This is a genomic window from Vibrio sp. OPT46 (assembly GCF_015163535.1).
GTDB lineage: Bacteria > Pseudomonadota > Gammaproteobacteria > Enterobacterales > Vibrionaceae > Vibrio > Vibrio alginolyticus.
This window is the reverse complement of record NZ_JADDYG010000092.1, coordinates 70,322-82,421: the sequence shown is the minus strand read 5'-3', so window position 1 is coordinate 82,421 and position 12,100 is coordinate 70,322. Positions and strand designations below refer to the sequence as shown.

Here is a 12,100-nt window from a genome sequence, read left to right as displayed (position 1 = left end):
CGATAACTCCTCCCCACTTTCGTGGAAACTGAGCGAAATATGCTTCATGTACACAAAAAAGGTGAGATAATTCTATCTCACCTTTGAGCCATATGAGCTGGAGCATTAGTTTGGGGGTTAAGCTTTTATCAGTTGGCTCATATCTTCGCGAACTTGTGGCACCGTTAAACCAACGATGATTTGAAGGCTCTCTTGATTTCTAACAATATTCACCGCTCCGTGCTGTGTGAAAAATGCGTTCTCCTTTACAAGAGAGACATCTTTAACTTTAACACGCAAACGCGTCGCGCAATTAGTTAACAATTCAATGTTTTCTTTTCCACCCAGACCTTCAATAAAGGCACTAGCTTGTGACGGACTTGCGCTACTGTTATGGACCGCTTTCGCTTCTTTGTAGTCAGCTTTGGAATACAACTTACTATCTGCACCTTCACGTCCCGGAGTAAGTATGTTGTATTTTAAAATAAGCGCGCGAAACGTAACAAAGTAAACACCAGTAAACATGAGACCAATAATAATCTGAATCACGTATGTTCCTGCATGGTTACCAGCCAAAGGCAACCAGTTTTGGAAAATGAAGTCTATCAAGCCAGTCTGAAAGTTACCGGAAACACCAAACATAAAGGCGATCGTTGCCATTGTCGCAGATAACAACGCATGCAAAGCAAACAGCGCAGGTGCGATAAATAAGAATGTAAACTCTATTGGTTCGGTGATCCCTGTAAGAATTGCTGTGATTGCGGCTCCGAGCACTAACCCCATCACCATCTTTTTATTTTCTTTTTTCGCAACTGAATAGAGTGCTAGTGCGATACCCGTACAACCAAACACTTTACCCATTCCCGTCAACATCAAACCACCCTGAGGAAATTGTGTCGTTAAACTTTCCGAGCTCTGGGCGAATGTCTGTATATTTTGAATCCAATAGGAAACCGTTCCGCCATCGACTGCAACAGGCCCATAAAAAACGGGACCATATACGAAATGATGCAACCCCGTTGGTATCATGATTCGCTCTAAAAACGTAAATAGCCATACCCCTAACGATCCAGCAGAAACCAAAAATGATTGCAGATTGTTAATACCATGCTGAATACTTGGCCAAGTCAAACAAGTTAGAATTGCCATCACGACCATAATTGGGAAGCTAATGATCACAACCAATGGCGTTCCGCCAAATACAGCCGCCCAATCCGGTAGCTTTTTATCAAAGAATCGGTTGTGAACCCAAACAGAGAGACTTGCAATTAAAATCGCACCTAGCAAGTTGGTATCAAGCGTTAGAATGCCACCAACTTCAGTCAAACCTCGCTCACCTTCCGTATAGTTAACGCCCAGTTCTGGCCCCCAAAATTGAAGGATTCCACCAATAACGTAGTTATACGTAATGTAGGAAACAAGTGTTGCAAGTACAGCGCGACCAGATGCTTTTTTAGCTAAAGCGATAGGTAACCCAACGGCAAAAATAAGTGCCATATTTTTAAATACAGCGAGAGATGCCTGTAAAATGATCGTCGAGACTTTAACCCAAGCACTCCCCTCTAGTGCCCAAGGAAACACTTCTTGATTTAACAGCACAACAGAGAAACCCAATAACATGCCCGCTGCTGGAAATAATAGAACGGGTACAAACATCGCGGCCCCGAACCTTTGAATAATGTCTTTCATATAAACCTCTTGTTTCATTCACGGAGCCTACAAGTAGGCCCCGAACGTCCAGTTGTTATTGAAAAAATTGAGGAAGGTAGGCTTTATTTTCTTCTAGTAATTGTTTTGTTATTTCTTTAGCTTTTGGCACATTAACCACGGTACGGTTAAGTGTGAGTGCATTAATCAGCTTTTGCTGACTTCCTTCGTACCAAGCATCCACGACTAATTTCTCGTAACCAAGTTGGCTTTCAATCATGGCTTTTTGGAAGGTTGGGATTTTTCCTACAGTAAAAGCTTTCGGTCCATCACTAGTTAGCGCAGCTGGAACTTCTACCATGGCGTCATTTTGTAAATTTGTAATAGCACCATTATTCGGTACGATGACGAGATACACATCGCTCAAGTTGTAGGCTAGCGAAGCCGCGACTCTCACCATGTATCGACCATGGATATCGGCATGCAGTGTTTCGTGCTTCGTGGTGCCCGCTTCAATTATTCTTGCGTTCAATTCGAACACTCGTTTCTCACGGCCGTTAATTACCTGCCTTGCGCGGGTATTGTTGATATCCTCTTTCGCCACCATTTTTTCAGGGTACAAATAGTACTGAAGATACGTATTCGGCAAAAACTCTGGATTATCAACAAGCATTGTTCTCATGTTTTTGAATGTGGCTTGCCACGATGGGTCATCCGCTATTTCCGCATCAACCGCACTGATCCCTTCTTTTAGGATGATATTTTTAATTTTGTCCGTTAAGTCTTCACCCTGTTTGTTACGAATTTTGGTAAACCAGCCATAGTGATTAAGCCCAAAATATTCAGGAACGAAGTCCCAAATTTCACATCCTAACAATTGCGCATAGCTGACCATAATCGCTGCTGGCATATCACAGATATTTAGAATTCGCTTATCATGCGGAAATTCACGATTTAAAGCTTCAGCGACAATTGCCGCCGGGTTGGTGTAATTAAGAATCCACGCATCTGGACACGTTTGTCGGATCTCGTTCACTAGCTGGATCATGTCGCCGATAGAGCGAAGTCCATATGCCATTCCTCCCGCGCCACATGTCTCTTGCCCAACACAAGAGTTGGATAGCGGGATTTGTTCATCGCGCTCGCGCATGGCCAACCCACCAGTGCGGATCTGGATAAAGAAAAAGTCCGAATCTGAGAATGCGACAGATTTATCCGTTGTATAAACAAACTCTTCAACTTCTGGATAGTGTTCTCGCAATAGAATTTCAGTAGCTAATGCATTCGACTCTTGGCGTTTCTCATCTATGTCGTAAAACACGACTTTTGCGAGTGGAAAGTTATCTTTTTCAGCAATAAGGCTGTTCATCATACCAAGTGTGTATGTACTGCCAGCACCAACAATCGTTAATTTTTGACGTTTCATTCCGCTACCTCAAATGTTTACCCTGCAAATGTATAAAATAAGTATTAATACTTTTATGATACATTTAAAGTGTAAGCACAAAGATACGAGATAAAAATCACACAAAGATCCTAAGGAAAAGTATTAACTACATCTCAGATCACATTCTTGCTATCATGATCCAAGACTTAGCGAGGTATTATGAAACCCAAATACATAGACATTGCGGAACGATTAGAAAAAAAGATCAAAGATGGGGAACTACAACCTAAATCGATGCTTCCAAAAGAGAGTGATTTGCAAGAAGAGTTTTCCGTAAGCCGCGTAACCATCAGAAAAAGCTTACAAATTCTGGTCGACAATAATTTAATTAGTCGGACAAGAGGTAGTGGAACTTATGTAAACGATCTAAAAGCCCAACATGATGCCTTACATTTGCTGGGTTTTATCGAGGAAGTCAGTAAACAGGGGAAAACGCCTAGCTCTCAAGTCATAAAGTTCGAACTTAAAAAGCCGAATGAGCAGGTTGCTAAGCAGTTAAATCTCTCGCCCAATGATGATACATATGAAATACATAGACTCAGATGTATTAATGATGAGCCTGAAATTTACGAAGTCACTCATATGCCAGCAATGTTATTTCCAGACTTGAGCATAGCCATAATGAATGGTTCTAAATATGAGTACATTGAAAATAGCAAAGGATTGAAAATTGCGAAAAGCAGTCAGTCTGTCAAACCGTACTTGTTAGATGCAGAGACGGCCTCATACCTGAATGAATCAGAAGCTTCCCCTATTCTAAAAGTTGAGTCCACTGGTTACCTAGAAGATGGTCGTGCATTTGAATATACCGTCAATTACTTCCGACTTCATCAATACAGCTTCGAGTTTATTTCAACTAGGGCGTAGTACTATTCGACGCTAATGGTTAATCATTACGCCAAATCTTATATCCGACCTCTCGCATTGCTCTGCCGAGCAGGTGGGAGGCGACTGGCGCAGTGAGAACGATAAACAACATCGTACCGATAACCCTAGAGATCACGGTAACTTCAGGGAGTGAGAAAGCGACCGCTAATAACAAGCAGCTCACTCCGACAGTTCCAGCTTTGGTAGCTGCATGCATTCGGGTATACAAATCAGGAAGCCTCAGGACACCTAGACTTGCAACCAAGGTCAACAATGTTCCTAAGCATAAAAATAGTCCAATCAACACGTCCATTATTCTTTCTCCTTTCTTTTAACGATCAAACGTGCAAATGCGATCGTGCCGAGAAATGCAACCAAACCTAATGTAATGGCGATATCTAACAGAGCGTCCTCACCGCTGTCTAAGGTGTAAACCGTAATAAATCCGATAGTGATAAATGAAATCAGATCTAACGCCACCACTCGATCAGCTAGCGTTGGTCCTAGAATTAAACGAGCAAAAGCCATAACAAAGCTGAGTAGTAGCCCAGAATAGGCAAAAGTGACCGTTATTTGCAGCCAACTATCCACGCGTCACCTCCAAAATTCGATGCTCTAACCCATCTTTAATTCCGCGAATAACCTCTTCATGTTCAGGTGCAAACATGGCATGAACGATAAGATACTTTTTATCAGCCGTAACATCCAAACTAAGCGTGCCCGGTGTTAAAGAAACCATGTTCGCCAGTAATGTGATTTCTAGATCAGAATCGACCTCCAGAGGGACATAAACGATATCAGGCTGACTCAAATGAGTAGGTGTCACAACGTCCCACACCACTTTCGCAACCGATATAACCATTTCATAAGCGAAGTACACCAATAACTTCAATGCAGATGCAAAACGTTGAAAATAGCTCGTTTTCAATCCAAATGGTTGACTCAACCTTAAAGCAAAAAAGCCGACCGTAAATCCGACAACAAAATTCAGACTCGAATAGCTGCCATTAAGCATCATCCACGCTAACGCTAAGAAAAAATTGAGGAATAGATAGATCATGCATTTCCTCCTAACACCACTCTGATGTATTCAGTCGGATTTAACAGTTGTTCTGCAGCTTGAACGGAAAATTGATAAAAAGGCTCCGCCACTAAGCCAATGATTAGCGTCAACGTTGTCAATACAATAATTGGAACGCAGTACAACCAATGTACTTTGGCCTGCAGAGTCTGTTCTGGCTTCTCTCTAAATGGCTTTTTCCAAAATGCCTCACTCCAAATTTTCGTCATCGAGTAGACAGTAAGCAACCCCACCAATAACGCGGTACCTGCTAACCAGTAATACTCAGCCTGTATGCTCGACTTGATGACCAATAGCTTTCCCCAGAAACCCGATAGCGGTGGGAAACCGGCCAGAGAAAACGCAGGGACAAGAAACAAGAACGCTAACCAAGGCATAGCTTTGTATACCCCACCCAAATGTTCAAGTTGACTAGAGCCATATTTGCGCTCGATGAATCCACCTATTAAGAACAAATTCGCTTTTACAATGATGTGATGAACAATGTAGAAAATGGCACCGGCTAAAGCTAAGGGAGTGTAAATAGCCAACCCCATGATCATATAGCCTATTTGGCTAATAATATGAAAAGAAAGAATTTTCTTAATGTCGAATTGGCTAGCCGCTCCTAAAACGCCCGTTAACATGGTTAGCCCTGCGACCCAAATTAACGTCGGTTGCCAACCACTCTCGGCGAGCGGAAATACCAAGGTAAAGACTCTTATCAACGCGTATACACCGACTTTAGTAAGCAACGCGGCAAACAGTGCCACCACACCGCTTGGTAACGTGTGATAAGAAGCTGGCAACCAAGCAAATAAAGGAAAGAGTGCCGCTTTAATAGAAAAGGCAAACAAAAATAGCGCGGACAGCATCATGTTGATGCTCAATTCATTTTCCCCTACTTTGGTGTAGAGATCGGCCAGGTTCAAGGTGCCCGTTGCGCCATACAACAAGCCGATAGCAAGCAAAAATACCAGCGTCGAAATCAGGTTCAACATCACGTACTTTACTGCACCATCAACTTGAGTTTTCGTTGCATCTAACACCATTAAACCAAATGATGAAATGAGCATGACCTCAAACCAAACATACAGATTAAAAATATCTCCAGTCAGGAAAGCGCCATAAACGCCAGCAAGCAACATGTGCATTAACGCATGGTAATTGCTATAGGAGGGCTTTCGGTGAAGGTCCGCCATCGCGTAGAAAACACATATCGCACCAATCACCGCCGTGATCATCACCATAGCAACGCTGAGGTAATCTGCGACAAACACGATACCAAATGGCGCACTCCACTGACCAAAAGCAACGGCTTGAATACCATTATTTATGATGTTTTCTGTGAGAAAGCCCGCAACGAAAAGGTTCGAAATCGCACTTACACCGCTCAACCACTCAACACTTTTTGTTGAGCGACGGACGAAGAAGATAATCAACGCCGTACTCAGCGAGAGAACTACCGGTAACGTAAGCAAAATCGAACTCATTGACCCTCCTCAGAACGTTGCATTTCATCGACGTTTGCAGTTCCAGTGTCTTTATAAGCTCGATAGAACAGCATTAAAGCAAAAATAAGTAGTCCAAAACCGATGACTATCGCAGTTAAGATAAGCGCTTGAGGTAAAGGATTTGCCGCGCTATCTGGTGGTAAAAGAGCATTATCGCCAATCAATGGCGGTTCTCCGGGCGTCAGCCTCCCAGCGGTAAAAATAGCAAGGTTAACCGCACTACTGAGTAACATGATGCCGAACAAAAGGCGCAAGATATGCTTTTCAAGCATTAAATAAACACCTGCTGCGACAAATACTCCAACGACAACACTCCAGACTATTTCCATCACTCTAGCTCCTCATTAATACGAAGCAGCATACCCATCACGCCACCTATAACGGCAAGGTAAACACCAACATCAAAAACCAATGGCGTCCCTAGTGGTATCACGTCTTTCCACCACAGTCCGGTCAAAAACGGTTTATCAAACGCAAAGCTCAAAGCACCAGAAACTAAGCTCAATGCGATGCCAGATAACGCAATGAGAAACGGTTTGAAATACAACCTAGAACGAACGTATTTCGGTGATTCCGCGAACATGAGAAGTGATAAACCAATAACGGCAATCAACGCACCAATAAAGCCACCACCCGGTTCATTATGACCACGTAACAACAGATACACTGAAAATACGAGCATGAGTGCCGAAACAATGTGTGCCGTGGTTGCAAAAATTAATGATTGGATACGATTTTGCTTTTTCGCTCTTGTCTTAAGCAAACTCACTGCCGCAATCCCAGCAATAACAACGACGACAACTTCTCCCAATGTATCAAATGCGCGAAAGTCGACCAGAATAACGTTAACAATGTTTCGCCCATGTCCACCCGGGACACTGTTTTCTGCAAAGAAATCTGACACCGAAGAGTCCATCGGCTGAGACGTGATTCCTAACAAAAGTAAAGTAACCGAAACACCTATCACACCTGCTATGCAAATATTCGCTACTTTACGTTTTATTGAATGCTTGGGCACGGTGGCTAGACGCGGCATATGACGCATTAACAATGCAAGAAAGACCACCATTAATGTTTCCACTAACAGTAAAGTCTTCGCAACGTCCGGGGCGCTATAAATCATAAAAACAAGCGTAGTCATGAAGCCAATCATACCAAGCGCAGAAATCGCAAGAAGTCTTGCGTGGGACAACGTACATACGAGCGCAGCACCAATCAACAATAAGGCAATACCAATCTCATAGAAAGTGACACTTGAAAGTTCGCCAACCAAAGGCAGAGGAATAAGCGCTACCTGACTCAGTAACGCAACGGCAAGTACCGTGAAAAATAATAGGACATAGCGACTCAATTTCTTTTGCTGTAACCGCGCCGTTTGCCACTTCGCCACTGTCATCATGCCATCTAATAGTCGTTCAAAAATATTCTCCGCTTTGGGGACGAATAGATGTAGCCGCTGAAAAAATGCAGACACAGTAGGATAAACACGGTACACCACATACCCCAACGCTAGCGTAATAACGCTTAACACTAACGGTACATTCACGCCATGCCATAGTGATGTCTCTTTAAGAGCTGCTGTGGGCAGAATGTCATCAGAGCCCGGAAAAATAATATTGCGATCTAACCAATTTAAACCGAATAACGGGACCAGGAGACTGCCAAGTGCCAAGAGCAAAGGCGAGATCCACATGGCTTTTTTTGTCTCAACTGGCTTAGTTTCAATCGGCACGAGAGCACGGCGAGCAAAGAATGGTCTCGCAATAAGCATAATGGTTAGCGCGACCATCAGTATATTCACGATTAATAGTACAAAGGCGATCCAATTATTGAGCTCTACTGCGGACTTATACATGTATTCTTTGCTCAAAAAACCTAACAACGGCGGGAACCCCGCTTTAGACAATGCAGCCAAACTCCCCGCAACCATGCTGATGACGAGAACTGACTTCAGACCGTACAATTGATCAATATCTCGTGTTCCTGTCGCTTTGTCGATATTACCCACCACCATAAACAGCGCAGCTTTATAGAAAGAGTGAGCGAGAATAAACATCAATACTGCACTAACGGCCAAATCTGTGCCCATACCTAGTAATAATGTTAATTTACCCAAAGCAACATTCGTGCTGTAGGCTAGCATCAGCTTCAAGTCAGTTTGTTTTAATGCGACAAATGTGCACCAAATGGCCGTGATACTCCCAGTGATGACTAAAGCATAAAACCAGATCTCGCTGTGGGCATAAACTGGCGATAAACGTGCTAATAGGTAAATGCCTGCCTTTACCATTGTTGCCGAGTGTAAATACGCACTGACCGGAGTGGGAGCTGCCATCGCGTTAGGTAGCCAAAAATGAAACGGGAATTGCGCAGATTTAGTAAATGCACCGAGTAGTATGAGCACTAGAGATGGGATAAACCATTCATGCTGCGCAATAGTGTCTGCCTGCTCGATAATGGTATTTAGCTCATAACTCCCAGCCATTGCTCCCAGCAAGATAAGACCAGCTAGCAACGCTAGTCCACCAGCACCGGTAACAATCAGCGACTGCAAGGCGTTTTTCCGAGACGTTTTATTTTCGTGATTAAACCCGATCAGTAAGTAAGAAGTGATGGTGGTGAGTTCCCAGAAAACAAATAACAACAGAATGTTATCGCTCATCACAATCCCTAGCATGGCAAGCATGAATAGGGTTAGATACAAATGAAAGGAAAACCGGCTATCACTTTCTCGTAAATAAGCCAAAGCGTAGATTTGAATCAGTGCGCCAATCCCACTGATCAGTCCCGCAAAAAGAAATGAAAGACCATCTAATCTAAAGCTAAGGTTGATATCGAGGCTTGGTATCCATTCCGCATTCCAGCTCACGCCTGCAGGAGTATAGATATAGAAGAGAAAAGAGAAGATTAAAACTGGCAGCGCAGGGAAAATCAGTAAGACCAACTGATTATCTAGGTTTTTCGGTAGGTTTTCTTTACCCGTTATGTTATTCAACATCGCAGCCCATTCGTTATTATAAGAAGATACGCCCTATCCGGCGCAAATGACAAACTCCACTGTATTGTTTTAGCCCAAGCGCTTCAAAAACGATCATGAAACCAAGGGAAAAGTAGCAAACAGTAATCACTGAGTGCTACTTAGAGGAACGCCGATACAAACCGCTATTTGCTGTCTGCTACGGCATAAGAACGTAGGTCACTACTTACGTGTTCTTGGCTGAATGTATATGGATTATCGTCATCAGCTAACTCGAATGCATCGTAGGTGCAGTCACCGATATCATTTCTCGGACAAATATAAACATTCGAACGTTCTATCATTTCTGTGTGGCATTTCGGGCATAGGTTTTTCATGTCACTCTCCTCTGATAACTTATTGATACATTGATAATTCCATGTTCTAGAGATCCATCTCCCTCCTTTACCTAAAACATCACTTAAACCCAACTTTGTTACACCCCAATTACTGAATCGGTGAGACAAAACCATCGGGCTTAAGAGCGACCAAACTACAGTTAATCGATTGCAAAATATTTTCAGCCGTATTACCAATGACATAGCCAGATATACCAGTTCTCGCTAAGGTTCCCATTACCAGCACGTCTACCTCAATACTCTCTACGTAATCTGGAATCTTTTCGTCGGGTTTTCCATGCAGGTGGTGAATCACAATTTCACCTGTAATCCCAGACTCCTCCAACAGCTGTTGCAGAGCTTGTTTATGATCGGCTTTTGCCTTATCGAGTTCATGTTTCAACTCAGCATCATCGACTTGAATCCAAGCGTTACCATTAAGGTAGTTTTCTAAGTAATACTCCCAGCAAGAAATCGCGTGTAAACGACTATCGCAGGTGTCGGCTATCGAACGCGATAATTCGAGTAAACGCACGGCTAATGAGTGCTGTTCATCGCTTGCCGTTAATGGGTCGATAGCCACAGCAACACGGCGTTTATCTCTTGGCTTATCAATTGGTCGGTGCAACCAAAGCGGACAAGGGCATTTTCGTAACAGAGTCATATCAATAGCTTTGAAACCCTCAGCACCTTCACCGAGCGGTTCAGCTTCTTTGATGATGAGATCTTTGTTATCAGCTAATGCTTCTTGAATAATACAGACAGCGGGCTTTTCACTGCTTTTCACAGTAAGAGGAAATGCGAGATCCTCTTCAGAGAGTCCCAGCTTCTGTCTGTATTCGTGAATACTTTGTTTGAGGGAGTCTTGCAGCGATTGCTCATAACTTTGCTGATACTGGATCATGTCTGTTGGGAAATCAGGACACGCTATTAGCCCTGAGACAGGCACTTTGTTGCTAGATGCAATCCTCATCGCTTGTTCGAGGGCGTCACTATGGCCTGGCAATCCTTGTGTTGCAAAAAGTATGTTTGCGAATCGTTTCATACACACCTCCTTGTTTGGTTAAATATTAACCACCCACAAAGTATAATACCTAACGGATAATTGTAACGGCTTGTGACGTTGATGAAATCAATTCTCATTAAGAGACGGATATTGCTTCATTTTGTTTTACGTCACACTCTCCTTTCTTCACAACTATCGCCTTCGACCTAAATAAATTCCGCTACCTAAAGTTGAGACCAAATAAAAACCCAAATTACTCAAAGTTTTTTCTCACCTTGAGTAACTTGGGTATAAGCAATAACACACTTAGTGTCCGGATTTAAATGGATGACCTAAATTTTCACGCAACTTAGTTTAAAGATGCCATCTCAATCACGAATCGATATGCAAAGTTTTACGGCTTTAGTGACCTAAAATCGCCGTAACTCAATGTTAAGGTTGTTGTTTTGTCGGTGCCAAAGCAATTTCACGAACACATACACCTTGCGGTTGCTGATAAGCAAACAGCACTGCGCGTGCGATGTCGTCTGCGGCCAACACACCGCCCATATCCACCTTCCAGGCGTCATAACCATCTTTAATATCTTGAGACGTTGTATGTGAAAGTAATTCCGTTTCCACTGCACCAGGTGCAATCGTGGTAACGCGAACATTTGATGACGCAACTTCTTCACGTACGTTTTCAGAAATAGCATGAACCGCAAATTTGGTACCGCAATAAGCAGCATGATCAGGGAATGTTTTCTTGCCCGCAATAGAGCTGATGTTAATGATCGTACCACTGTTACGTGCTTTCATAGGTGCTAGGACGGACTGCATGCCATTGAGCAAGCCAATTACGTTCACATCAAACATGCGCTTCCACTCCGATGCTTCCTGAGTATCTATCTGACCGAGAAGCATAACGCCTGCGTTATTTACAAGTGCATCTACCGGACCATACAACGCTTCAGCTTTCTCTATTGCAGCCTCGAAAGAAGCTTTGTCGGTCACATCTACCTTTTCACAAAGCGTATTTGGTAAGTTTAATGCTTCCAAACGTTCTACACGTCTTGCTAACAAAAGAAGAGCATGGCCCTGGTCACTGAAGTGACGTGCAATCGCTTCACCAATGCCTGAACTAGCGCCTGTAATAACAATTAACTTTTTCATTTTGAATCCTTAATCGAACGGTTTACATCAGTGGCGGTAAGTTTAAGAAAACTTTGTTTGTTGATATATGCCGC

12 protein-coding genes are annotated in these 12,100 nt (G+C 43.1%); 1 reads left to right on the top strand and 11 read right to left on the bottom strand.

From position 1 onward, the window contains the following. Window positions 1-117 precede the first annotated feature (117 nt). Together IQR33_RS03790 and IQR33_RS03785 are read right to left on the bottom strand one after the other, a co-directional pair. Entirely contained in the window at window positions 118-1,668 is a 1,551-nt protein-coding gene (locus IQR33_RS03790; protein ID WP_047101519.1) for an alpha-glucoside-specific PTS transporter subunit IIBC, read from the bottom strand. Window positions 1,669-1,723: 55 nt separating this feature from the next. Then, window positions 1,724-3,052, bottom strand: a complete 1,329-nt coding sequence (locus tag IQR33_RS03785; RefSeq protein ID WP_047101299.1) for a 6-phospho-alpha-glucosidase — start codon at window positions 3,050-3,052, stop codon at window positions 1,724-1,726. 180 nt (window positions 3,053-3,232) lie between these two features. Between IQR33_RS03785 and IQR33_RS03780 the strand changes: the two genes are divergently transcribed. Then, window positions 3,233-3,940 carry a GntR family transcriptional regulator gene (locus IQR33_RS03780; protein ID WP_054730587.1) on the top strand — a complete coding sequence of 236 codons (708 nt, stop codon included), beginning with the start codon at window positions 3,233-3,235 and terminating at the stop codon, window positions 3,938-3,940. A 19-nt stretch (window positions 3,941-3,959) separates the two neighbouring features. Here IQR33_RS03780 and mnhG read toward each other — a convergent pair whose 3' ends face one another. The 9 genes from mnhG to IQR33_RS03735 all read right to left on the bottom strand — a co-directional run bounded on the left by mnhG (window position 3,960) and on the right by IQR33_RS03735 (window position 12,026). Then, the gene (mnhG, locus tag IQR33_RS03775; protein WP_005373314.1) at window positions 3,960-4,253 is read right to left on the bottom strand and encodes a monovalent cation/H(+) antiporter subunit G; all 294 of its coding nucleotides are present in this window, start codon (window positions 4,251-4,253) and stop codon (window positions 3,960-3,962) included. Next, on the bottom strand, window positions 4,253-4,531 hold the full coding sequence (locus IQR33_RS03770) for a cation:proton antiporter (protein WP_005373317.1): 279 nt from the start codon (window positions 4,529-4,531) through the stop codon (window positions 4,253-4,255). Before IQR33_RS03770 ends, mnhG begins: the two co-directional genes overlap by 1 nt. Beyond that, window positions 4,524-5,000, bottom strand: a complete 477-nt coding sequence (locus IQR33_RS03765) for a Na+/H+ antiporter subunit E (RefSeq protein ID WP_005373320.1) — start codon at window positions 4,998-5,000, stop codon at window positions 4,524-4,526. Before IQR33_RS03765 ends, IQR33_RS03770 begins: the two co-directional genes overlap by 8 nt. Beyond that, window positions 4,997-6,493, bottom strand: coding sequence for a Na+/H+ antiporter subunit D (locus IQR33_RS03760; RefSeq protein WP_017820359.1), 1,497 nt, complete (start codon window positions 6,491-6,493; stop codon window positions 4,997-4,999). Before IQR33_RS03760 ends, IQR33_RS03765 begins: the two co-directional genes overlap by 4 nt. After that, window positions 6,490-6,843 carry a Na+/H+ antiporter subunit C gene (locus tag IQR33_RS03755; protein ID WP_017633704.1) on the bottom strand — a complete coding sequence of 118 codons (354 nt, stop codon included), beginning with the start codon at window positions 6,841-6,843 and terminating at the stop codon, window positions 6,490-6,492. Before IQR33_RS03755 ends, IQR33_RS03760 begins: the two co-directional genes overlap by 4 nt. Further along, entirely contained in the window at window positions 6,843-9,512 is a 2,670-nt protein-coding gene (gene mbhE / locus IQR33_RS03750) for a hydrogen gas-evolving membrane-bound hydrogenase subunit E (protein WP_193837951.1), read from the bottom strand. Before mbhE ends, IQR33_RS03755 begins: the two co-directional genes overlap by 1 nt. A gap of 164 nt (window positions 9,513-9,676) precedes the next feature. Then, complete coding sequence (locus IQR33_RS03745) at window positions 9,677-9,868, bottom strand: hypothetical protein (RefSeq protein WP_171345606.1); 192 nt, start codon at window positions 9,866-9,868, stop codon at window positions 9,677-9,679. Between the two features lie 109 nt (window positions 9,869-9,977). Further along, a complete protein-coding gene (locus IQR33_RS03740) occupies window positions 9,978-10,913 on the bottom strand; it encodes a universal stress protein (RefSeq protein WP_193837950.1) in 936 nt (311 codons plus the stop codon). 393 nt (window positions 10,914-11,306) lie between these two features. Then, a complete protein-coding gene (locus IQR33_RS03735) occupies window positions 11,307-12,026 on the bottom strand; it encodes an SDR family oxidoreductase (protein ID WP_053307575.1) in 720 nt (239 codons plus the stop codon). Between the last annotated feature and the right edge of the window lie 74 nt (window positions 12,027-12,100).